The sequence below is a fragment of the Polynucleobacter sp. MG-5-Ahmo-C2 genome (genome assembly GCF_018687735.1).
Lineage (GTDB): Bacteria > Pseudomonadota > Gammaproteobacteria > Burkholderiales > Burkholderiaceae > Polynucleobacter.
In genome coordinates this window covers 533,838-556,719 of sequence record NZ_CP061304.1, presented here as the reverse complement: position 1 = coordinate 556,719, position 22,882 = coordinate 533,838, and the positions used below count along the sequence as shown (strand labels likewise).

The 22,882-nt window shown below is 46.1% G+C and carries 25 protein-coding genes; 10 read left to right on the top strand and 15 right to left on the bottom strand.

All coding sequences use genetic code 11. From position 1 onward, the window contains the following. Window positions 1-4: 4 nt before the first annotated feature. From C2740_RS02950 to C2740_RS02940, 3 genes are all read left to right on the top strand, one after another. Window positions 5-193, top strand: a complete 189-nt coding sequence (locus tag C2740_RS02950; protein ID WP_215293923.1) for a hypothetical protein — start codon at window positions 5-7, stop codon at window positions 191-193. An 82-nt stretch (window positions 194-275) separates the two neighbouring features. Then, window positions 276-818: a cytochrome b gene (locus tag C2740_RS02945; RefSeq protein WP_215293922.1), complete on the top strand. Its 543-nt coding sequence runs from the start codon at window positions 276-278 to the stop codon at window positions 816-818. A gap of 12 nt (window positions 819-830) precedes the next feature. Continuing rightward, entirely contained in the window at window positions 831-1,007 is a 177-nt protein-coding gene (locus C2740_RS02940; RefSeq protein ID WP_215293921.1) for a hypothetical protein, read from the top strand. A 46-nt stretch (window positions 1,008-1,053) separates the two neighbouring features. Here C2740_RS02940 and C2740_RS02935 read toward each other — a convergent pair whose 3' ends face one another. Then, window positions 1,054-2,154 carry an alkene reductase gene (locus tag C2740_RS02935; RefSeq protein ID WP_215293920.1) on the bottom strand — a complete coding sequence of 367 codons (1,101 nt, stop codon included), beginning with the start codon at window positions 2,152-2,154 and terminating at the stop codon, window positions 1,054-1,056. A gap of 142 nt (window positions 2,155-2,296) precedes the next feature. Here C2740_RS02935 and C2740_RS02930 point away from each other — a divergent pair, with 142 nt between their 5' ends. Next, complete coding sequence (locus C2740_RS02930) at window positions 2,297-2,464, top strand: rubredoxin (RefSeq protein ID WP_215293919.1); 168 nt, start codon at window positions 2,297-2,299, stop codon at window positions 2,462-2,464. A gap of 52 nt (window positions 2,465-2,516) precedes the next feature. Next, window positions 2,517-3,683 carry an NAD(P)/FAD-dependent oxidoreductase gene (locus C2740_RS02925; protein WP_215293918.1) on the top strand — a complete coding sequence of 389 codons (1,167 nt, stop codon included), beginning with the start codon at window positions 2,517-2,519 and terminating at the stop codon, window positions 3,681-3,683. A 70-nt stretch (window positions 3,684-3,753) separates the two neighbouring features. Here the strand turns inward: C2740_RS02925 and C2740_RS02920 are convergent, their stop codons facing one another. Beyond that, window positions 3,754-4,347, bottom strand: a complete 594-nt coding sequence (locus tag C2740_RS02920; RefSeq protein WP_215293917.1) for a urate hydroxylase PuuD — start codon at window positions 4,345-4,347, stop codon at window positions 3,754-3,756. 136 nt (window positions 4,348-4,483) lie between these two features. On the opposite strand from C2740_RS02920, the gene C2740_RS02915 reads away from it, so the two are divergent. Next, complete coding sequence (locus C2740_RS02915) at window positions 4,484-5,428, top strand: hydroxymethylglutaryl-CoA lyase (protein WP_215293916.1); 945 nt, start codon at window positions 4,484-4,486, stop codon at window positions 5,426-5,428. Window positions 5,429-5,468: 40 nt separating this feature from the next. On the opposite strand, the gene C2740_RS02910 is transcribed toward C2740_RS02915, so the two are convergent. The 3 genes from C2740_RS02910 to C2740_RS02900 all read right to left on the bottom strand — a co-directional run bounded on the left by C2740_RS02910 (window position 5,469) and on the right by C2740_RS02900 (window position 8,018). Then, window positions 5,469-6,245, bottom strand: coding sequence for a 3-hydroxybutyrate dehydrogenase (locus tag C2740_RS02910; protein WP_215293915.1), 777 nt, complete (start codon window positions 6,243-6,245; stop codon window positions 5,469-5,471). Window positions 6,246-6,309: 64 nt separating this feature from the next. Continuing rightward, window positions 6,310-6,813 carry a YqaA family protein gene (locus C2740_RS02905; protein ID WP_215293914.1) on the bottom strand — a complete coding sequence of 168 codons (504 nt, stop codon included), beginning with the start codon at window positions 6,811-6,813 and terminating at the stop codon, window positions 6,310-6,312. Then, window positions 6,813-8,018 (bottom strand): CaiB/BaiF CoA-transferase family protein, encoded by a 1,206-nt coding sequence (locus tag C2740_RS02900; protein WP_215293913.1) that lies wholly within the window; start codon window positions 8,016-8,018, stop codon window positions 6,813-6,815. Before C2740_RS02900 ends, C2740_RS02905 begins: the two co-directional genes overlap by 1 nt. Window positions 8,019-8,169: 151 nt before the next feature. Between C2740_RS02900 and C2740_RS02895 the strand changes: the two genes are divergently transcribed. After that, window positions 8,170-9,339 (top strand): acyl-CoA dehydrogenase family protein, encoded by a 1,170-nt coding sequence (locus C2740_RS02895; protein WP_215293912.1) that lies wholly within the window; start codon window positions 8,170-8,172, stop codon window positions 9,337-9,339. A gap of 12 nt (window positions 9,340-9,351) precedes the next feature. Beyond that, on the top strand, window positions 9,352-10,536 hold the full coding sequence (locus C2740_RS02890) for a CaiB/BaiF CoA-transferase family protein (RefSeq protein WP_215293911.1): 1,185 nt from the start codon (window positions 9,352-9,354) through the stop codon (window positions 10,534-10,536). On the opposite strand, the gene cls is transcribed toward C2740_RS02890, so the two are convergent. Then, on the bottom strand, window positions 10,533-12,011 hold the full coding sequence (cls, locus tag C2740_RS02885) for a cardiolipin synthase (protein WP_215293910.1): 1,479 nt from the start codon (window positions 12,009-12,011) through the stop codon (window positions 10,533-10,535). The genes C2740_RS02890 and cls overlap by 4 nt on opposite strands. Continuing rightward, window positions 12,008-12,760 carry an endonuclease/exonuclease/phosphatase family protein gene (locus tag C2740_RS02880; RefSeq protein ID WP_215293909.1) on the bottom strand — a complete coding sequence of 251 codons (753 nt, stop codon included), beginning with the start codon at window positions 12,758-12,760 and terminating at the stop codon, window positions 12,008-12,010. Before C2740_RS02880 ends, cls begins: the two co-directional genes overlap by 4 nt. Before the next feature lie 267 nt (window positions 12,761-13,027). Between C2740_RS02880 and C2740_RS02875 the strand changes: the two genes are divergently transcribed. Then, complete coding sequence (locus C2740_RS02875) at window positions 13,028-13,723, top strand: ABC transporter permease (RefSeq protein ID WP_215293908.1); 696 nt, start codon at window positions 13,028-13,030, stop codon at window positions 13,721-13,723. Beyond that, a complete protein-coding gene (locus C2740_RS02870) occupies window positions 13,716-14,423 on the top strand; it encodes an ATP-binding cassette domain-containing protein (protein ID WP_215293907.1) in 708 nt (235 codons plus the stop codon). Before C2740_RS02875 ends, C2740_RS02870 begins: the two co-directional genes overlap by 8 nt. On the opposite strand, the gene C2740_RS02865 is transcribed toward C2740_RS02870, so the two are convergent. The 8 genes from C2740_RS02865 to C2740_RS02830 form a co-directional block, all read right to left on the bottom strand. Continuing rightward, on the bottom strand, window positions 14,424-14,720 hold the full coding sequence (locus C2740_RS02865) for a hypothetical protein (RefSeq protein ID WP_215293906.1): 297 nt from the start codon (window positions 14,718-14,720) through the stop codon (window positions 14,424-14,426). 9 nt (window positions 14,721-14,729) lie between these two features. Next, window positions 14,730-15,785 (bottom strand): formate dehydrogenase subunit gamma, encoded by a 1,056-nt coding sequence (locus tag C2740_RS02860; protein ID WP_215293905.1) that lies wholly within the window; start codon window positions 15,783-15,785, stop codon window positions 14,730-14,732. A 47-nt stretch (window positions 15,786-15,832) separates the two neighbouring features. Then, window positions 15,833-16,069, bottom strand: a complete 237-nt coding sequence (locus C2740_RS02855) for a hypothetical protein (RefSeq protein WP_215293904.1) — start codon at window positions 16,067-16,069, stop codon at window positions 15,833-15,835. Continuing rightward, window positions 16,069-16,725 carry a formate dehydrogenase FDH3 subunit beta gene (fdh3B, locus tag C2740_RS02850; protein ID WP_215293903.1) on the bottom strand — a complete coding sequence of 219 codons (657 nt, stop codon included), beginning with the start codon at window positions 16,723-16,725 and terminating at the stop codon, window positions 16,069-16,071. The genes C2740_RS02855 and fdh3B overlap by 1 nt, the downstream gene beginning before the upstream one ends. A gap of 27 nt (window positions 16,726-16,752) precedes the next feature. Beyond that, window positions 16,753-19,731, bottom strand: coding sequence for a formate dehydrogenase subunit alpha (locus tag C2740_RS02845; RefSeq protein ID WP_215293902.1), 2,979 nt, complete (start codon window positions 19,729-19,731; stop codon window positions 16,753-16,755). A gap of 67 nt (window positions 19,732-19,798) precedes the next feature. Beyond that, window positions 19,799-20,020 (bottom strand): hypothetical protein, encoded by a 222-nt coding sequence (locus tag C2740_RS02840; protein WP_215293901.1) that lies wholly within the window; start codon window positions 20,018-20,020, stop codon window positions 19,799-19,801. Between the two features lie 115 nt (window positions 20,021-20,135). After that, on the bottom strand, window positions 20,136-20,786 hold the full coding sequence (locus tag C2740_RS02835) for a molecular chaperone (RefSeq protein ID WP_215293900.1): 651 nt from the start codon (window positions 20,784-20,786) through the stop codon (window positions 20,136-20,138). Continuing rightward, window positions 20,783-22,873 carry a 4Fe-4S binding protein gene (locus tag C2740_RS02830; RefSeq protein WP_215293899.1) on the bottom strand — a complete coding sequence of 697 codons (2,091 nt, stop codon included), beginning with the start codon at window positions 22,871-22,873 and terminating at the stop codon, window positions 20,783-20,785. The genes C2740_RS02835 and C2740_RS02830 overlap by 4 nt, the downstream gene beginning before the upstream one ends. Window positions 22,874-22,882 lie beyond the last annotated feature (9 nt).

Sequence of the window (22,882 nt, the reverse complement as noted above, 5' to 3'; positions counted from 1 at the left end):
ACATATGAAACGTGTAGTTGATGTTTATAAGAACCGTGGCCGAGAGCTTGTTTGGACCTATGTGATTGACCTTCAAAATGATGATGAATTTCATCCTGGTCAACTCGACTTTGAGAGTGAAGCACTACGACTTTCGCAGATTGATAAGAGGGGTCCTGCTAACGAGCTAAGCGCTAAAGTCAGGCTAAATTAAGGGAAATTACCCATAAGGTTGTTATTGTTAATGAGATTCATTATCATTTATGATGAATCTTTCTTCATTTCAATAGCACCCTATGTCAACAAACCGTTATCACCCTGCCTCTGTCTTTCTACACTGGCTAGTCTTCTTACTCGTAATAGCAGCATTTATTAGCATCGAATTAAAGGGGCAATTCCCCAAAGGGAGTGAGCCACGTGAGCTTTGCAAAACCATTCACGGCGTCTTTGGTCAGCTCATTTTTATAGCTATGGCCCTTCGCTTGATGGTCCGCTTCGCTTATGGTGTTCCCAGGCCCACAAACCCCAAACCCTTATTCATCTCTTTAGCCAAGGCCATGCATTGGCTCATGTATGCCTTACTACTGATATCCCCCATCTTTGGAATTCTGTATTTTCAATATGGCGGCAAAGAAATCCATTTCTTTGGCTTGGTGTGGCCTCAGCTGCTTACCCCCAATCCAGAGATGAAAAAACTGGTCGAAGGAATTCATGAGTTTTTAGGAAATTCGCTGTACTTCCTAATTGGCATTCACGCTTTGGCTGGCTTGTGGCAACATTACATCCTGAAGGACGATACACTTCGTCGCATGTTAAATAAAGTGAAGGCGCAAGCTTAGAGGCTCAAGATAATGAAACCACTCACCAAAAAAGCCAAGATGGCTATTGCTTGGACAGTATTAATGACGGTGGTAGGTACGGCAATGCTGCATCAGTGGCAATTCTTTGCCATGGGCTGCGCTTCAATTGCCTTGCTGCTAGTAGCCAATCAATATGATCTTCTAAAAGATCCTGAAGACAAAAAATAAACCCCGCTTCTAAGGGCGAGGTTTATTGAGTCAGACTTAAATCAGCCTAGAGTGTTGGATAGTCGGTGTAGCCAGCCTCTTGACCGCCGTAGAAAGTAGCGCGGTTATAAGCATTTAACGGGGCGCTCTGCTGGAAGCGTTCTGCTAAATCGGGATTGGCAATATAGATCCGGCCATAAGCCACCGCATCAGCCAAACCTGCTTCCAGCACTTTTTCGCCTAGAGCCTGATCGTAACCACCCGCAGTAATAAATTTACCCTGGTAGGCTGCACGGAAAAGTTCTGAGGTAACGGGCGCCTCTTCATTTACCTGATCACCACCACCTGCGCTAGTTGCGCGTGGCTCAATCATATGGACATAAGCTAATTTGTAGCCATTCAATTTTTTGATTGCCGCAGTGAATAATGCAATTGGATCACTATCAGCAATATCGTTAAAGGTGCCATAAGGAGAAAGGCGAACGCCTACGCGATCGCTTGAGAACACCTTGCTAACAGCCTCAATCACTTCGCCTAAAAGGCGTAAGCGATTTTCTACTGAACCACCATACTGATCGTTACGTTGGTTAGTCTTATCTTGCAAGAATTGGTCTAACAAGTAACCGTTGGCCGAGTGAATCTCAATGCCATCAAAACCTGCCGCTTTAGCGTTTTGTGCTGCAGCCTCAAACTCTTTTAACAAACGCGCGATATCATCAAGACTCATTGCTTTGGGAGTCTCATAATCGTGTAACTTCCAGTCTGCCCCGTAAGTTTGCCCTGCAGCAGCAATAGCAGACGGTGCCTCTGGTACACCCTGGTCTGGATGTAAAGAAGAATGGGAAATGCGGCCCACATGCCACAGTTGGGCAACAATCGATCCACCTTTGGCATGAACTGCCTCAACAATTTCTTTCCAAGCAGCAGTTTGTTCTGGCGAGTAAATACCAGGAGTGGCTGGGTATCCCATGCCTAAGGGGGAAATTTGGGTTGCCTCAGTAATAATCAAACCAGCACTTGCACGTTGTGCGTAATAGGTCTTTGCCAAAGGACTTGGTACATCGCCAGCGATTGCGCGCATCCTCGTTAATGGCGCCATTACCAGACGGTTCTTTAATTGGATTGAACCAAGACTAACTGGGGTGAACATAATTTCTTTACCTGACATCTGAAGCCTTTTGTGAGCGATTATTAAGATCGACCACTGTAACAAGAATTGATGACTTTTGCAGAATTAAGCCAAATGAGCCGCCTTAAGAAAAAAAATCAGATTAAATTTAAAATTGAGGTCTGATATTGAAGGAATCAACATGAAAACTTGGCAATGTATCGTGTGTGGCTTTATTTATGACGAGGCTCAAGGCTTGCTGACAGAGGGTATCGCACCTGGAACCGCATGGGCTGACGTCCCGGATAGTTGGGAGTGCCCAGATTGCGGCGTATCTAAGTCTGATTTTGAAATGGTTCAGGTAAGCTAAGCCTTTTAGCTAGCGCAATTCTGATTGACCCCTACCTACCTGGAGCCCAGCTTTGACTCAAAACACACCCCAATCTTCCATCATTGTCATTATTGGCAGTGGTCTGGCTGGGTTCACACTAGTTCGTGAAATTCGCAAGCTTGATAAGGCAATACCGATTACCCTAATCACACGCGAGCCTGGTTATTTTTATTCCAAACCCATGCTCTCAACTGCACTTGCTAGCAAGAAGGAATCTGATCAACTGATTTCTACTACTGCTGAAGGCATGGCAACGCAATTAGCAATCAACATTCTCTCTGAGACTGAAGTCAGCGCCATTGATACCACTGCACAATCACTACAAACAAGCAAGGGCGCAATCTCTTATGCAAAGCTAGTTCTGACCTTAGGTGCCGATCAAATTCGGATACCGCTAGAAGGCAACGCTGCAGACGAAGTACTGACCGTCAATGATTTAGAGGACTACGCCAAGTTTCGAAATGCCATTGCAAGCAAAAAGAAAGTGGCAATTCTGGGAGCAGGTCTCATTGGCTGCGAGTTTGCGAATGATCTTGTCTTGGGCGACTATGAAGTAGATGTAATTGATTTAGCCCCACAAGTCTTAGGTCGCCTATTACCTGAGGCTGCAGCAAAAGAATTGCAAGACAAGCTGAGTGATGCCGGGGTGCGCTGGCACTTCTCCACTACCGCTAAAGCCATTAACCGCAATGGTGATGCTATCCAAATTAGTCTTGCCAATGGTGAAGCGATTTCTTGCGATGTTGTTCTATCTGCTGTTGGCCTAAAACCGAGATTGGATTTGGCAAAGGCAGCTGGCATTAAGACGGGTGTAGGCATTCAGGTGAATCGTGAGCTAGAGACTAGTGAAAAAAATATTTATTCGCTTGGTGATTGCGCAGAAGTTGAGGGCTTGGTCCTACCTTATGTCATGCCCATCATGCAAGCTGCAAGAGCATTAGCCCCAACATTGCTTGGACAAGTAACGGCCTTAAGTTACCCAGCAATGCCTGTGATGATTAAAACCCCCGCACTTCCAACTGTAGTGTCTCCACCGGCCAAGGATTCTGAAGGTCAATGGAAAACCACCGGCATTGACGGTGGCATTGAGGCGCGCTTTGAATCTCCCGATGGAAAGCTGCTGGGATTTGCTTTACTGGGAACCGCTACCGCACAGCGGGCAGCCCTAAGCAAAGAGTTGCCACCATTACTTCAGTAAGGTGGCCTGCTGTGCTGATCAAACAAAAAGGCCCGCATTGCGGGCCTTTTCTTTAATGCTATTGGAGTGATTAAGAAACGATCACAAACCAAGTAGTGTTGTGTGATTGAGCAACCATCAAGAACAACATTGGGATAGATAGCAATGTATTCAAACGGGAAGTCAACATTGCAACGCGTGCAGATTTTGCTTTTACATCAGCTTCTACAGCAACGATACCAAGAGCGCGCTTTTGATTTGGCCAAATGATGAACCAAACGTTGAATGCCATTACCAAAGCGATCCACATGCCTAAACCGATTGCACGGAATGGGGCTTGTAATGTGAATGCTTGATGCAAGTAACCATTTAGAGCAGCAACAATCAAACCAGTGAGAACCGTGAAGAGTGCTGCGTAACGGAACCAGAACAATGCAGCTGGAGCAATTACCTTGCCAATCGCTGGCTTTTGCTCATCAGGGATTTTTGGCATAGAAGGAATTTGCACAAAGTTAAAGTACCAGAGCAAACCAATCCACATCACACCAAACATTACATGCAACCAACGGAATACGAAAGGCAATTCGGCTGAACTAAAGTTACCGCCCAAAGCGAGGATGATGAGAATGAGAAGTACGAAACCAGCCAAAACAGTACGTCCCAAAGAGGTCAAGATTGATGCCATGAAAGGATCTCCTATGAGTAATAATGGGTCTAACTATAAACGATTCTAGCGATTTTGTTTGATCCTGCAAAATTACAGAAATCTTATTTAAAATAGAGGCTTAGCCTATTTTGGCGCCCAAAATCTGCATATTAATATGACAAGCACCCCATCATCCCCCTACTTAAAAAGAATCTATATCCAAGAAGTGGTCACGCGGGATGGATTTCAGGCGGAAAGTGTATTTGTTCCTACCGAAGAAAAGATTGCCCTGATTAACCGCTTGAGTCGCGCTGGGTATGCCAAGATTGAAGTTACCTCCTTTACCAGCCCTAAAGCCATTCCAATGCTGGCAGATGCTGAAGCAGTCATGAGGGGAATTGATCGAGTGCCCGGTGTTGAATACACTGTTCTTATTCCAAACCTCAAAGGCGCTGAACGAGCATTGAGTGTTGGTGTAGATGAATTCAATCTCGTCATGTCAGTTAGTGAGGCACACAATCTAGCCAATCTAAAAATGAGTTGCGAAGACTCTTTTAAAGGACTGGTATCAGTAATTGATTTGGCGCATGCAAATAGTACCGCTGTGAATATCTCTTTATCTACCAGCTTTGGCTGTCCAATGTCAGGAATCACCCCCTTGGCGGATCTTATGCACTGGGTAGATCGCTTTGCTGCTGCTGGTGTTCGCGGCATCACAATTTGCGACACCACAGGTATGGCTAATCCAGCTCAAGTTCAAGCTGTTTGCGAAACAGCACAAGCCAAATACCCTAAGCTGCAATGGACATTACATTTTCACAATACGCGCGGCATGGGTCTCGCTAACGCTCTTGCCGCGGTCAATAGCGGCATCGATCGCTTTGACTCTTCACTAGGCGGCTTGGGTGGTTGCCCTTATGCCCCAGGTGCCACTGGTAATATCTGCACGGAAGAACTTGTTCATATGTTTGACCTAATGGGCTTTAATACCCATATGGAGATCGATGCACTGCTAGCATGCTCAAAAGATTTGCAATCTTTAATGGGACGCACACTACCGAGCCAACTCTTAATGGCCGGCAAAGTAGACCGTGTCTATAAGGCGCCCTGCCAAAGCTAAAACCGCAAAGAAAAAAGGAGATCGAGCTCCTTAAATCTATTTACTGCGCAGCCCAGCCACCATCCATATTCCAAGCAACACCGCGAACTTCAGATGCATCTGGACCACAGAGGAATACCGCTAAAGCAGCCAACTGCTCTGGAGAAACAAATTCTCCAGATGGTTGTTTTTCAGAAACCAAGGCAATCTTAGCGGCATCATTTGTGATGCCCTCACGCTCTGCGCGCGCATCCACCTGCTTTTGAACCAAGGGGGTCAATACCCAGCCTGGGCAAATTGCGTTACAGGTAATGCCAGTATGCGCATTCTCAAGCGCAGTGACTTTAGTCAAACCAATAATGCCATGCTTAGCCGCAACATAAGCTGATTTTTGTGTAGAGGCTACCAAGCCATGAACAGAGGCGATATTAATAATGCGGCCCCAGTTCCGTTTTTTCATGCCTGGCAATGCATGGTGCGTTGTATGAAATGCAGCAGTAAGATTGATAGCAATAATGGCATCCCACTTGTCTGTTGGAAAGTCTTCAATATTTGCCGTGTACTGAATACCTGCGTTATTAATCAAAACATCTAAAGAGCCAAAGCGTTTTTCGGTTTGCTTAATCAGATCTTCAATCTCAGCAGACTTGCTCATATCAGCGCCGTGGTAATCCACCTCTACACCGTACGCTTTGATTTTTGCAATAGCTTCGTCTTTCTCGCCAAAGCCATTAGCCATAATGTTGACGCCTTGCTTAGCTAAAGCAATTGCCATTCCTAAACCAATGCCACTAGTAGAGCCAGTAACTAAAGCTGTTTTACCTTTTAAAGAAGACATATCAATATTCTCAACAAGTGAAGGGATAAATAGGGATTAAAAACATAGGATACAACGAATGAATTTAGATCAAATGCAGCCAATGACCCAATTGATGCCAAAAACTATCGGGCACCAAGGTGAGCAACCAAGTCATCGTGAGATAACGTAATAATTTACCAATAAACATATAGATAAGGCATGGGAACCAGGCTAAACGGAGCCAGCCTGCGGCAATGCAAAGTGGATCACCAAAACCAGGCAACCAAGAAAAGAGTAGCATTTTAGGGCCCCACTCTTTGAGCCATTCTCGCAAGCGACCCTGGGTCGTTACCTCGACAGACTTAATTCTTTTACTCGCTATAAGCCCAAGCCACCAATCAAACATACCGCCCATGGTATTACCGATTGTTGCAACGAAGATTGCAAGCCAGTACATATTTGGATTTAATGAAGTGTATCCAAAAAGAATTGGTTCCGAGCCAACAGGGAGCAATGTTGCAGAAACGAAGGCACTGATAAATACGGCCGGCAATCCAACGGATGGCATACCAAACCATCCAAAAAAATGCTGGAGCGCATGGTCCATTAAGCGAGGACCCCAGATTTTTTGAGAATAGTAATTTGTTCTTCAGTAAGGCCAGCGGATTTAAGCACTTCGTCAGTATGCTCTCCTAAGGTGGGAGCGCGATAACGAATGGATCCAGGGTTTTGAGAAAGTTTAGGAATAATTCCGGGAACCTGGACTTTTAGGCCACTCGCAGCCTGAACAGTCTCAATCACGCCACGAGCCTGATAGTGAGGATCCTCTGCAATATCCTTGGCCGTATAAATCTTGCCAGAAGGCACTTCTGCTTCCAGCAGACCCTTTAGCACCTGATCCAGAGTTAAGGATTCAGTCCAAGCATTAATTGCTGCATCAATCTCACTGACTCGCTTAGCACGGCCATCGTTATGAGCCAATGCAGGATCTTCACCTAAGTCCACTCTACCAATCAAGGTCATTAAACGCTTGTAGATGGAGTCGCCATTTCCAGCGATCAAAACATACTGCCCGTCGCCACAACGATAGGCGTTGGAGGGGGCGATTCCGGGCAAAGCACCGCCTGCCGGCTGACGAATAGCGCCAAATGCTGAGTACTCCGGCAATAAGCTTTCGGTCAAATTAAATACCGCTTCATACAAAGCCACATCAATCATTTGACCTTGTCCTCCGCGAGCATCTCGCTCGTATAAAGCCAGTAATACACCCAGCGCACCATGCAAACCTGCAATCGTGTCGCCAAGAGATACACCTGCTCTCACTGGAACCTCATTTGGATGGCCTGTGATGTAACGCAAACCGGCCATTGCCTCACCAATTGCTGCAAAACCAGGCTCATCACGTCTGGGTCCATCCTGACCATAGCCAGAGATGCGCAACATGATCAACTTTGGGTTTACTTTATGCAGCTGCTCCCAACCTAAGCCCCACTTCTCTAATGTACCTGGTCGAAAATTTTCAATCACAACATCAGCCTCGAGTGCCAACTTTCGGGCGATCTCCTGACCTTCTTTTACACGCAGATCCAAACAGACCGATTGCTTATTGCGAGATTGGGCTTGCCACCAAACTGATGTGCCCTCGTGAAGCATTCGCCATTTGCGCAAAGGGTCACCCAGACCTGGGGACTCAACCTTAATCACTTCTGCACCAAAATCCGCGAGAGTTTTGGCTGCAAATGGGCCTGCAAGCAGCTGGCCCAACTCAAGAACTTTGACTCCAGAAAGGATTTGTCGGTGATTCTTTTGCATTGGCAGGTCCTTGTCCCTTATTTATCCATTTAGATAGATTTTTTAAATGCTATATCGGCTATTTTCGCCTGATTTTCATCATTTTCCAGGATTTTCAAATCTTGCTTAAACTAACGTTTGAAACACATAAAACCTATAAAACGAGACTTTCATGAATCAAGTCATACCCAAGCCAGACCAATACCAGGAAATGCGCGAGGCCTTACGAGACCTCTGTGGAAATTTCGACTCAGCCTACTGGCAAAAAGTAGATCATGAACGGAGCTACCCTGAGGCTTTTGTGAAAGCCATGACTGAGGCCGGCTGGTTAGCAGCATTAATACCGGAAGAATATGGTGGCTCTGGATTAGGTTTAGCGGAAGCTTCCGTCATCATGGAGGAGATTAACTTTTCGGGCGGCAATGCTGGCTCTTGCCATGGGCAGATGTACAACATGGGCACTTTATTACGCCATGGATCTGAAGCACAGAAAAAAATGTATTTGCCAAAAATTGCTAGTGGTGAACTTCGCCTCCAAAGCATGGCTGTGACAGAGCCCACTACCGGCACCGACACCACGAAGTTAAAAACTACTGCCGTGAAAAAAGGGGATCAGTATGTTGTGAATGGTCAGAAGGTTTGGATCTCTCGTATTCAACATTCTGATCTGATGATTTTGCTAGCTCGCACCACCCCAATTAATGAGGTGCAGCGCAAATCTGAAGGCATGTCCATCTTCATCGTCAATCTTGCTGATGCGATTGGGAAAGGAATGGAAGTCAGGCCCATTGCCAATATGGTGAACCATGAAACCAATGAAGTGTTCTTTGATAATTTAGAAATCCCCTTAGAAAATATCATCGGCACAGAAGGTCAAGGGTTTAAATACATCTTGGATGGCCTGAATGCAGAACGCGTTCTGATTGCAGCCGAATGCATTGGTGATGCTTATTGGTTTATTGATCGCGCAAGACGTTATGCCAATGATCGTGTAGTGTTTGATCGCCCGATTGGCAAAAATCAAGGTATTCAATTTCCGATTGCCGATAGCTATATTGAAACTGAAGCTGCTAACTTGATGCGCTTCAAGGCATGCGATCTTTTTGATAGTCACTCGCCCTGTGGGCCTGAGGCTAATATGGCTAAATATTTGGCAGCGAAGGCGTCCTGGGAAGCGGCCAATGTCTGCTTGCAAACTCATGGCGGCTTTGGCTTTGCCAACGAATATGATGTTGAACGTAAATTTAGGGAAACACGTCTCTATCAAGTGGCGCCAATCTCCACAAACTTGATCTACTCTTACATCGCCGAGCATGTTCTCGGTTTACCTAGATCCTTTTGATAGAAATTTGATATGAGCATTCGTCCGCTAGATGGAATTACGGTTGTCTCACTTGAGCATGCCATCGCCGCACCCTTCTGTACTAGGCAATTAGCTGACTTAGGTGCTCGCGTCATTAAAGTGGAACGTCCTGGTGGTGGTGACTTTGCAAGAATCTATGACACCCAAGTTGATGGGCTTTGCTCGCACTTTGTTTGGGTCAATCGATCTAAGGAAAGTCTCACGCTGGATCTCAAACAGCCATCTGCAATAGCGGCACTCAAGCAGCTACTGAAAACTGCTGATGTCTTAGTGCAAAACTTAGCACCAGGAGCTGCCGCACGCATGGGCCTGACTGCGGATGTGCTACAGAAAGATAATCCCAGATTAATTTTGTGTGACATTTCTGGATACGGCAATGATGGGCCTTATCGCGATAAAAAAGCTTATGACCTTTTAATCCAAAGTGAGGCCGGCTTCTTATCCGTCACAGGCACCCCAGAGACACCGAGCAAGTCCGGTAACTCCATTGCTGATATCGCTGCAGGTATGTACGCCTACACCAATATCCTCGCCGCACTCTTGCAAAGAGGAAAAACTGGCAAGGGCACTGTCATTGATATCTCGATGCTGGAGTCGCTGAGTGAGTGGATGAGCTTTCCGATGTACTACGCTTATAAAGGCGCAGAACCACCGCCCAGAAATGGCGCATCGCATGCCACCATTTATCCTTATGGTCCATTTAAGGCTGGCGACGGCAAGACTGTCATGCTTGGCCTGCAGAATGAACGTGAATGGGTTCAATTTTGCGAGACTGTATTGGAAAATCCTGCACTTGCTAAAGATGAGCGCTTCGATCGCAACTTCAAGCGCAATGAAAAACGCTCCGAGTTGCTCGAAATTATTAATACCTGCTTTAGCAAGCTTAGCTCAGACCAACTTATTGCGAGATTAGATAAAGCTCAAATTGCCAATGCCCACCTCAACGATATGGAGGGCCTCTGGAAACATGAACAATTGAAAGCCCGCAATCGATTTGCAGAAGTAGGCACGCCCAATGGGCCAATCGCTGCACTACTCCCTCCTGGACTAAATGATAGTTATGACTATCGCATGGACCCCATTCCGGCTGTGGGCGAACATACAGATACCATTCTGAAAGAGCTAGGATTGCCAGAATCCGATATTGCCAGCATGCGCGCTAGCGGAGCAATTTAGAGTAGCGGCGAAGCTAAGTGCGCAGCATTTTCTAAATAATGATTCCAGCGTGGCCGCTTCGCCCATACGAGGGGGTCAATAAAGTCAGATTGACTCAAATAGGATTCAATTAATTGCTCTAGCTTAGCGCAGAATGCTTCGTTGTAGACAATTAAACTAATCTCAAAATTCAAACGCAAGCTGCGCTGATCAAAGTTGACTGATCCAAAGATTGCCATTCTCTTGTCAACCAACAGACTCTTGGTGTGCAACAGACCCCCATCAAATTCAGCAATTTTCACTCCTGAACCCATGAGATCCGTATAGAAGCTTTTGCTACTCCAAGCCACTAAAGTGGAATCGTTGAGCTTAGGCACGATGAGGGTTACCTTTACTCCACGCCTCGCTGATGCCATCAGAGCCTGTAACAATCCATCATCTGGGCCAAAATAAGGCGTAGTAATAGTGAGCTCTTCACGAGCATCGATAATGGCCGATAACATCACTTGATACAAAATATCATCCCGATAGACTGGTCCTGATGCAAGCTCTTGGGCAAGCGCCGCACCCTCATAAGGTGCTGCCGATGGATTACGATCATTAAAGTGAGTAACGCTCGGGTTATCAACACTCCAATCAAACGAAAAGGTGAGCTCAAACTGAGAGGCAACTGGACCTTGCACCCTTACCATCGCATCAACCCACTCACCCACACCTGAATCTTGTTTGAAGGTACGCGGATCAACCATATTCATACTACCCGTCCAGACAACGGAACCGTCTACTACAAATATTTTTCTATGCAAACGCAAATCGGCTCTTCGAAACTGAAAGCGCCCGACCTGTATTGGCAACGCCTCAGTTACCTGAATGCCAGCATTGCGAAAACGTGCTGGCCACTTAGACTTAAACCAGTCTTTACTGCCCAACGAATCCAGCAAGACGCGACAAGCTACACCGCGCTTAGCTGCTGCAATTAAAGCCTCCCCCACCCGATCGGCATCACCACCAAGTGCCCAGATATAAAACTCTAGATGAAGACTTTTCTTTGCTTGATTTATTTCATCAATAAAATGCTGCAAAATTTCTAGGGAGTTGGTGAACAACTCAAGCTTATTTCCAGCCATGACCGGTGAGCCGTTATTGGCTTCTGCCAAGAGGCTTAATGCCCTACCCTCAGCAGGCATTCCCTGCCTATCGCCCGCATAGTCTTGACGCATCTTTTCGGTAATCCGCATGTACTCTCGGTTCATACGAGTAATTTTTCGCGTCAATCTTCGACCGACTGGACGTTCACCAATCAATACATACAAACTAATACCAAAAACAGGAAAGGTCATCACAATAAAAATCCAGGCAAATGCAACTCCTACTGGTCTTCTAACGGAAATAATGACGCCAATAAAGTAGGTGACTAAGGCAAAGTGCACAAATAACAGCCAATTAATATTGAGTTCAAAAAAATGTCTTAAAAAAACACTCAGTAGATCGTTCATATCAATTCCAGTTCTGCTGTAATACCCAAATGATCTGACAGCCTCATCCACTCATGCAAAATTTCTGCAGAATGAATTTTTAGACCGCGCACATAAATACGATCCATTGCCAGTAAAGGCTTGATGCTGGGGAAAGTCTTAGCGGGGCTGCCCGTCAAGAACTCAAACACCTCCTCAAAGCCAGCCTTCTTCATCGGCGCTCCCACTCGATTACGCCAGTCGTTAAAGTCTCCAGCCACGATAGTGGGGCAATCTTGCGCTAAATCTTCAATATATCCAATAATTTGCTCTAGCTGGCGCTCTCTACCCCGCTCAAATAGAGCCAAGTGCACGCAGAAGCAATGAATAGGTTGACCCACTCCATCCAGTTGAGTCACGCTATGCAATAAGCCCCGTCTTTCAAAGCGATAGGCAGAGATATCGTAATTAAGACCTTTGTGCAATGGCTGCTTAGACAGAATTGCATTGCCGTGATGACCATCGGGATACTCCATATTTTTTCCGTAATGCCAGTCATGCCAAAAGTCTTCCGATAGAAAGTGGGTTAACTCCGTAAGAGGCCACTGCCCATATCGTCTAATACGACCGCGATGCTCCTGCTGCAATTCTTGGAGAAAAAGTAAATCCGGATGATGATTGCGCATTTTTTGCCGCAACTGATAAATAGTCGAATGCCTGTGCAAGGTAGAAACCCCTTTATGCACATTCATACTCATGATGGTAAAGCGAGCGCTTCTATTTTGAGTCATCAAAACTGTCCTGCTGCTCGCTGGCGTTTTATTCGCGCCAAATAAATCTCTCCCTCAACCAACTCCTGACATTGCATGCACTTATTGCAAATGGATGCCTGCTCCCGCAACTCATCAATAGAGTCGATAGGATGGGAGTCGAGATACTCTCGCAAGTCCACATCAAGAACCTCGTTGCAGAGGCAAATTATTTCGGCCATCAGTCAGAAAACAGGGTTTTAGATCTCATTAAGCTCATTTTGCCATTGCCTTGATAGAATCAAGTGCATGTTGATCGCCTTTCAAGACGCCCTCGCTCTCCTTGCCCATCTCAACGGAGGGGTTTTAGGAATCGTCCTAGTCTCACTCCAAGTAAGCCTAACTGCTCTACTCTTTGGCACGCTGTTTGGCCTGCCAATTGGGGCGCTACTAGCAACCGAGGAATTTAGTGGCAAGAAGTGGATCATCGTGGTCTTAAATACCTTAATGGGGGTTCCAACGGTAATTGTTGGGGTCATTATTTACCTCCTGCTATCCCGCACAGGGCCTTTAGGGGCATGGGGATGGCTATTTACAGTCAAGGGTATGATCTTGGCTCAAATCCTCCTTACAACCCCTTTAATTGCTGCCCTAAGCCGTCAAATTTTGGAAGATTCCTGGAGAATTCATCGCGATACCTTTTTGAGCCTCAGATTGCCACCGCTAGCGCGCTTTAAGTGGCTCATTTGGGATTGTCGCTTCTCCCTCACGATTGCCATCCTTGCCGGACTTGCAAGGGCAATTTCTGAGGTTGGCGCCGTCATGATCGTCGGTGGCAATATTGATCACTCCACTAGAACTATGACTACTGCAATCGCTCTAGAAACTAGCAAAGGAGACCTCCCGCTTGCGCTTGCACTTGGAATTGTCTTGTTGGGAATCGTACTGTTAGCAAACCTTTTTACATTTGTCATCCGTCAAGTGGCGGAGCGTCGCTATGGTTAATACAACTGAGCAATTTGCGAGATTTATCGAGCTGCGCGATATCAGAGTTAAAAGTAATGGTCGCACCATTCTCAGCATTCCGCATGCCATCATTCCGGCTGACCGCATTACCGCTTGCATTGGCCCCAATGGTGCAGGCAAAACCACCCTATTAAAACTCTTAGATGGACTAATCAAACCAGATACTGGAACAGTGAGCTATTCATTTGCCAATAAGACTGCATTAGTTTTACATCACACCCCAATGATTAAGGCTTCAGCTAGAGCCAATTTAGCGATGATCCAGGATGCAGACTCTACAGTGACCGATACAGAGGTACAGCAAGTGATCGAACGGGTTGGCTTGGAGAATCTGGCCTCCACTCCTGCTCATAAGTTATCTGCTGGCGAGAGACAAAAGCTTTGTCTTGGGCGGGCAATCTTAAAAAAGCCAAACTTAGTCTTACTGGATGAGCCTACCGCGAACCTTGACCCCAATACCACGGAGCAGGTTGAAGAAATGATTCGTGATTTTGATATGCAAAACACTGATGTCATTTTTTCATCACACCAACTTGCTCAGGTGCAAAGACTTGCGCAATACATCATCTTTATCGATCATGGCGAAATAAAAGAAAAGGGACCCGTAGGCCCCTTCTTTTCCAATCCGCAAACACAGGCCGCTAAACGCTACCTACATCAAGAATTGCTAACGGATTAATTACTTAGCAGCAGGAGCTACCGGAACAGCTGGTGCAGCTGCAGCGGCAACAACGGGTGGAACAAATGGTGGTGGAGCAGTGCAAGCAGCTGGTGCCGGTGCACCAGACACCTTAAATCGATCAGCCACGCGGTTTTGAGCTTGGCAAAGTTGATAAGCACCCACCTTATCTCCATAAGCCGTTTTTGCTTTAGCCAAGTTAGCCGCCTCTTGCGCTTCCGGTGTCAACGGAGGCAATGCAGCGATAACTGATGTGGCTGTAAATACACAGAATGCAAAAGCAATGATTTTTTTCATGGCTTATCCTTATTTGTTAACTTTGTTGTACCAGATCTCATGGTGCTCTTTAGCCCATGTAGCATCAACGTAACCAGTCTTCATGCCATCAATAGAACCTTGCATGCCAATAGAACCTATATAAATATGCCCCATTGCCATCGCAGTCATTAAGATTGCAGCGCTACTATGAATAATATTGGCAATTTGCATCGTTCCGCGTATGTACTCAACTTGCATAAACGGCACAATCATGTCCAGCACAAGGCCAGAACCTGAAATCACCAAGCCCAAGAAAGTCATACCAAACCAGAACCAAATCTTTTCTCCAAAATTGAAAAAACCAGCAGGAGGATGTTTGCCACCAAACATTCCGCCAAATGACTTTATCCAAGTGAGATCACCTTCGCCAGGAATATTTCGAGTTGCAAAGAGTAGGAAGAAAATCACTACGCTCAGAGTAAACAAAGGGCCAGAGTAGTTGTGAATATTCTTACAGATATTCAGAAATGCCCCATAGGCAACACCGCCCATTAAGGGCATTGCAAAATACTTGCCGTACAGTATCAGCAAGCCAGTGAAAGCAAGGCCAATAAAGCTAGCTGCCATCACCCAGTGAGTAAAACGCTCAAAGCCATTGAACCGTTTAATTTTTTGTCCCGACAGCGGTGCATGCAATTTGATTGGGCCTTTGACGATAAAAAGCGCCGCAATGCCAAAGAAAGCAACCGCCAGTATCCAGCCTCCGAACACCGTAATCACACCGTTACGAATCAAGCGCCACTCTTGACCAGAGCGCTGAATCAAAACGCTAGCCTCTTTATCAGGAATGCTAACAAAGTTGTATGGATCGCTATTCGCAGAAGTAAAGATAGAAGGGTTTGCTGGTTGTGCCTGAGCCTGAGTTCCGTTAGCTAAGCTGTTGGGGTTAGCTGGTACCGATAAAGGTGGAATATCTACCCCACTTGGGGAAGGCAAAGGCGCCATTGGTGCGCGCTCTGCATAACTCATCCCGCCTGCTAGAGTCAGCGAAAAACCAGCAGCCACTACCAAAGTGCGTAGAACTTTAGAGAATGATCGTTTCATACACATGTCCTTAAACGTTTTCGTTTTATTTATAGTTATTTAGATGATCACTTAACGCGACTGTATTCGTTTTGACCCTGAGTCCGCTTATCAGTGGATTCAGTCCAGCTGGCCTGATTTCCAGGAGTCCAGTTCTTTGTCATGAATCCATTATTAGCGCCCATATATGGCGCAACATCAGGACGCTTGGCAGCTTTTGCTGCAATTTCTGGTGGCTCAGAACATGCGGCCAGCAGAGCTGCTGCTGCAAAACCTAAACCGAGAGTTTTGAAATTGAATTTCATTATTTAGCTCCTGGAATTTTTGCAGCAGGCGTTGGTGTTGGTGCTGGAGTGTCCGGTCCACCATAAGCAGTAGTCCAACCAAAAGCTTTAGAGCCAGGATACTTCCCATTTTTTTCACGAGTAGCAACGCGGTTATTGAAGATCCCAGAAATAATGTCACTGTCGCCACCAATCAATGCTTTGGTAGAACACATTTCAGCACACAAAGGTAACTTACCTTCTGCTAAACGATTGCGGCCATACTTTTCAAACTCGGCAACGCTACCGTTTTCTTCTGGGCCGCCGCTACAGAATGTGCACTTATCCATCTTGCTGCGAGAGCCAAAGGCGCCCTTACTCAGAAATTGTGGTGCGCCAAATGGGCAGGCAAAGGAGCAATAGCCGCAACCAATACAAATGTCCTTGTCATGCAGTACTACACCCTCATCAGTGCGGTAGAAGCAATCTACTGGGCATACGGCCATACAAGGCGCATCAGTACAGTGCATACAAGCGACTGAGATTGATTTTTCCTGACCAATAATTCCATCATTCACCGTTACAACACGACGACGATTAATACCCCAAGGCACTTCGTTATCGTTTTTACAGGCAGTGACACAACCGTTGCATTCGATGCATCGCTCTGTGTCGCAAATAAATTTCATTCTTGCCATTGTGTTCTCCTGACTTTATTTTTTAACTTAGGCAAATTTTTCGATTTGACACATAGTGGTTTTAGTCTCTTGCATCATAGTCACCTGGTCATAACCATAGGTAGTAGCAGTATTGACCGCCTCGCCTTGAACTACTGGAGCCGCACCTTCTGGGTAGTACTTGCGAATGTCTTCGCCTTGCCACCAGCCAGCAAAGTGGAATGGCACGAAAGCAGTTCCCTGGTCAACACGCTCAGTAACCATTGCGCGTACTTTGATCTTGGCACCTGTTGGTGACTTCACCCAAACATAATCCCAGTTCTTAATGCCACGGTCTGCTGCAGCTTTAGGGTTAATTTCCACAAAGTTTTCTTGTTGGAGCTCCGCCAACCATGGGTTAGAACGAGTCTCATCACCACCACCCTCGTACTCCACCAAACGACCTGAGGTCAGAATGATTGGGAACTTCTCATAAAGCTTATTGTTCAAGTTTTGATCTTGAACAGTCTTATAGAGGGTTGGCAAGCGCCAGAAATTCTTTTTGTCCGCAGAGGTTGGATATTTACGCATCATCGGCGCATTGGTACTGTAAAGCGCCTCACGGTGGATAGGCACCGGGTCTGGGAAGTTCCAAACAACTGCACGCGCCTTAGCATTACCAAATGGATGACAACCATTCTTCATCACCACACGTTGGATACCGCCCGACAAGTCGGTCTTCCAGTTCTTACCTTCAGCGAGTTTTTTCTCATCATCGGTCAACTGATCCCACCAACCGAGCTTCTTCACAAATACGTGATCGAATTCAGGGTAACCAGTCGTAATTGCAGCGCCCTTGGAATGTGAGCCATCTGCAGCCAACAAACTGACGCCCTCACGCTCAACGCCAAAGTTTGCACGGAAGTTACCACCACCCTCCATCACACTCTTACTAGTGTCATAGAGGTTTGGTGAACCTGGGTGCTTGATGGCTGCTGTGCCATAACATGGCCAAGGCAAACCATAGTAATCACCAGTAGTGTCATAACCAGTTACTGGATCAACACCACCACGGGACTTGAGAGTCTTCGGATCGAAAGTGCCGACCATTCTCATATGTGCTTTGAGGCGCTCTGGAGTTTGACCTGTGTAACCAATAGTCCACACAGAGCGATTAATCTCACGAAGGATAGATTCAATCTCTGGCTCTTTCCACTGCTTACCCGCAAATTTAGAACTTAGCATCTTGTAGTTCTTTGACAATTCTTCGCCAAAGCCTAAGCGATCTGCAAATGCTTGCATGATGACGTGATCAGGCACGGACTCAAAAAGAGGATCGATTACTTTCTCGCGCCATTGCAATGAACGATTAGATGCAGTTGCAGTTCCGCATGTCTCAAACTGGGTCGCGGCTGGAAGCAAATAGACATTACGATTCTTATTAATTGCTTGTCCTTCTGCTGGAGGCATCGCAGCCATTGCAGCAGTTGCACTTGGATATGGATCAACCACTACCAAGAGATCCAGCTTATCCATTGCGCGCTTCATATCCAAGCCACGAGTTTGTGAGTTAGGCGCATGACCCCAGAAGAACAAACCTTTGACGTTGGTTTGCTGATCAATCATGTCGTTCTTTTCAAGAACAGCATCCACCCAGCGAGAAACTGTAGTACCAGACTTTTCCATCATGTCTGGTGCGTAGCGACCTTTAATCCATTCGTAGTCAACGCCCCAAACGGTTGCGAAATGCTTCCATGAGCCCGCAGCCAAGCCGTAGTAACCAGGCAAGGAGTCTGGGTTTGGACCTACGTCAGTAGCGCCTTGAACGTTATCGTGACCACGGAAAATATTGGTGCCGCCGCCTGATTTACCAACGTTACCTAAAGCCAACTGCAAGATGCATGAGGCACGAACCATTGCGTTACCAATGGTGTGCTGGGTTTGACCCATACACCAAACCACAGTACTAGGACGATTCTTAGCCATGGTTTCAGCAACTTTATACATTTGCGCCTCTGGCACACCGCAAGCCTCTTCGACTGCAGCAGGAGTCCACTTCTCCATCACTTCTTTGCGGATTTCTTCCATGCCATAAACGCGGTCGTTAATGTACTTTTTATCTTCCCAACCATTTTTGAAAATGTGATACAGCACACCAAACAAGAAAGGAATATCAGTGCCTGAACGAATGCGCACAAACTGATCCGACTTAGCAGCAGTACGGGTATAACGCGGGTCTACCACAATGACTTTGCAACCATTTTCTTTAGCATGCAACAACATCAACATTGAAACTGGATGAGCCTCAGCAGCATTTGAACCAATGTACAAAGCAGCCTTAGCATTCATCATGTCGTTATAGCTATTGGTCATTGCACCATAGCCCCAGGTGTTTGCTACACCAGCAACAGTGGTTGAGTGACAAATACGAGCCTGATGGTCTGTATTGTTTGTGCCAAAGAAAGAAACCCACTTACGGAGTAAGTAGGCTTGTTCGTTATTGTGTTTGGATGAACCAATGAAGAACATCGCATCTGGAGAGTACTTCTCTCGAATGCTCTTCATCTGTGCAGTAATTTCAGTTAAGGCCTGATCCCAAGAAATACGCTGATACTTTCCATCAACCAACTTCATTGGGTAGCGTAAACGATAGTCACCGTGGCCGTGCTCACGTAAGGCAGCACCTTTGGCACAGTGGGCACCCATATTAATTGGGGAATCGAATACTGCATCTTGACGCACCCAGACACCATTCTCAACGGTAGCATCCACCGCGCAACCTACTGAACAGTGCGTACAAATAGATCTCTTGACTTCAATCTTTCCCTTGCCATCGAGCATTGCTTTGCTTGGTTCTGCAGAAGCTTTTTGCACCAAACTCAGTTGGCTAGCAGCAATACCGGCACCAACGCCTACCCCCGAACGCTTTAAGAATGTTCGGCGATCCATTGTAGGAACCGCTGCTTTTAAGCCGCGGGATAAGCTACCAATCAAACGTGATGTTGGGCGACTGCTTTGTGGGGTATTTGATTTACGAGTCAGACTCATATGTTGTCCCTGTGAAGTTTTTTTATTGATTTAATAACAGTTGATTCAAAGTCTAATAATTGAGCACTTAAAGCATGGTGCTTTCGTAGTACTTACGCATGTGTGCGGTAATTGTTTGGCTTTCGCCTTTACCTTTTACGGTGCTGCCAATTTCTTGAATAACAGCTTTGCCAACGGAGGTTTGGGAAACTACAGCGACAGCACCAACAGCAGCGCCAGCCCCAATAAAGAATTTGCGACGTGTAGTCTTCATTTCTTCGCCAGTGGCAATCTTGGATTTTGTGCTCATCGTAGGTTCCTATCTAACTATTCTTGATATGCATCAAGTGTAATTCGTATTTGCATTTTTGACATATTTCATTCACAAGGGAATGTTAGGACTTTCCCTTTGATGCGGCGCAACATTAAATCATGTCAAAGCCTTGTCCTTCGATCGCTAGGAATTCTCGGGCTAGAGCGGCGATTGGACGATAAAGATGCATCTCAGGAGCGCCCTCTATGACGTCGCAAAACTGGTCATACCAAGGTCGAATATGCTCATTAAAAAAGACCCTTTGATTTGTAAGGTTTGATATCTCAACATCATCCCCAGCAATTAAGTAGCGCATCACTTCGCATAGGGCTGAAATATGGTCCTCGGTCTCAGTGACCTCCTCTGCAGCCTCGAGACCAAATTCTTCCAGCGCCTTACGAATATTGACTAGCGGCTTCTCATTCAGATGCCCTGCCATGTAAAAGGAGCCATTAAGAACAACATTCGGCTTACCAACGCTAATGAAATTGAGATCGAACTCATCATGCCAAACTTTGGCTGGATTGTTTTTAGCCACCTCAACCACATCCATCCAAGCTTTCGCCAAAGGCGCTTCATCAGCAGCATCCTGTTGATCGGCGGTGGCCGCTATTTGATCGAGAAGCTCTTGATCTGGTGGTAAGTGAAAAAAGCGAGCAATCAATCCATAAAGATCCGCTCTAGCCAAATCCTCTGGCAAACCGACATCCCCAACTTCGGTCGATTGAGTATCTTTCACTACTTCTCTTTCTATTTCACTCATGTTTCTTTCTTCACCATATCAACCACTCGACAATCACCACACATCTTGAGTCTATCCATTGCAGCGCCTGCAAAAGCACCATGAGCACCCAGCTTTGTCAGCATTAGATCAACCATCTTTAAAGTTCCAAATGGCTTCCCGCAGCTAATGCAATGAAAAGCCTGAGTCTCATTGAGGACCGCTCTTTGTTTGCGTCGCTCAACCGTCTGTAAACGGGGATTTAAGGTCAGAGCTTGCTCGGGACAAGTCTGCGCACAAATACCGCATTGAACGCACTGCTTTTCAATAAAAGAAAGTATTGGCTCGTCCGGGTTGTCCAAAAGCGCGCCCTCAGGACAGCTACTCACGCAAGACATGCATAAAGTGCAAGCATCTTTATTGATGTCCAGACCACCCAATAGAGAAGACTTTGGAAGTGCAACGCCCGCTTCTGGCAATGGGGTCTTTGCCTGTTTTTGTAAATGCTCTAGAACAGCCTCGACAGTCTCACGCTTTTGATTCGATAAACCAAAGCTAGCAGGCGTACAAATTGTATTCAGAGCACCGCGCTGACGCAATGCACCCATTGCTTTAGAAACGGTTTGTAAATCATTAGCTGATTGGGCCATGATTAAACGAATACGCTCATCAAATCCGTACGCTTTCAAGATGGCATTGGCAAGCTCGGCCTGCTCCTCAAGCGTCGCGCGATAAACCGGATCCTCGTCACCACTAAAGAGCAAGACTACTTCTGCAAATCCATAAGTGAGTGCACCAAGCCATAAATCCAAACCTGTAGATGCGATATGTTCAATGCCATAGGGAATAACAAATGATGGCAAACCTTCAAATTGTTTAGGCATTACATGAGCAGAGCGGCCTAAACCATCTATTATTTGCGTGCCGGCACTCAAAGTATGCAAAAGCAGACTTGGCGCTGTGGATTGATTTAATTTCTTGGCTTCAGCACTAAAAACGGTAGCAATCGTTTTTAACTCTTTGCCTTGATGGGGCACGCTAGGGTAGTTGTAGCGCATTGCACCCGATGGGCAGGCCGTGGAACATGCTCCACAACCCATGCAAAGATTGGGATTTACCTCAACGCTACCCTGACCACTCTTGAATAAAGAACTAATCGCACCTGTTGAGCAGGTGTCAATACAGGAACTGCAACCTACTTTTCCATTACGGCCATGTGCGCAGATTTTTTCGTTATAGACAAAATATTTTGGCTTCTCAAACTCACCCACCATCTCGAGCAATTGATTGACTGCCAATGCTTGATCCAGTGGATCTTTACCAGGAGCGAAATATCCCTGTGGCGTTTGACTCATGCGCATTTTTGGATCAGTACGTAGATCTAAAATCAAATCAAATTCTGCATTACGCTCGCGCTCTTTGCGATCAAACGAGATTGCGCCAATGCTTGCGCACGCAGTGACGCATGAGCGATGTGATTTACATTTATCTAAATCAATCTGAAAAGAAAGATCAATAGCGTTTTCTGGGCAAGCCTCAACGCAAGCGCCACAGCGCGTGCACATTTCTGGGTCGATAGGATTCTGCAGATCCCAGTTGACGGAGAAATTACCAAGATAGCCATCTAACTTAGTAACTGAACCGGTATATATAGGATAGTTACGCACCAAGGGCAAATCACCGGGCTCAGTACATAAAACCGAAACATCTAACGAAGTGCTTAGCTTCTCCGCCCAAGGCAAAACCACAGAACCTGCACCAACAATTAAGAGCCTGCCTTCGCTTTCATAATTTACGACCGGGACAGGTTCAGCTTCCGGCATATCTGCCAGAGCAAGCAAAGCGGCAATCTTCGGTCCAGAAGTTTTAGCTTCTTGAGTCCAACCTGCGACTTCACGGATATTCACAAAACGTAGGGGTGCAACCAAAGGTTTCTCTGACTGCTCCGCTAGTTCACTAAATAGAGCGCCCTCTTGAGTACAGGCAATCACTAATGAATCCGATCCATCGAGAGCTTTTAAAAAAGATCCGACCTCTTGCCTGCACAGAGAGTGATGCACTGGGACGCCAAGCGCCTTTGCATCCAAAGGCATGGTGCCATTACAGTTACATACTAGTTTTTGACTCATGCACTATCT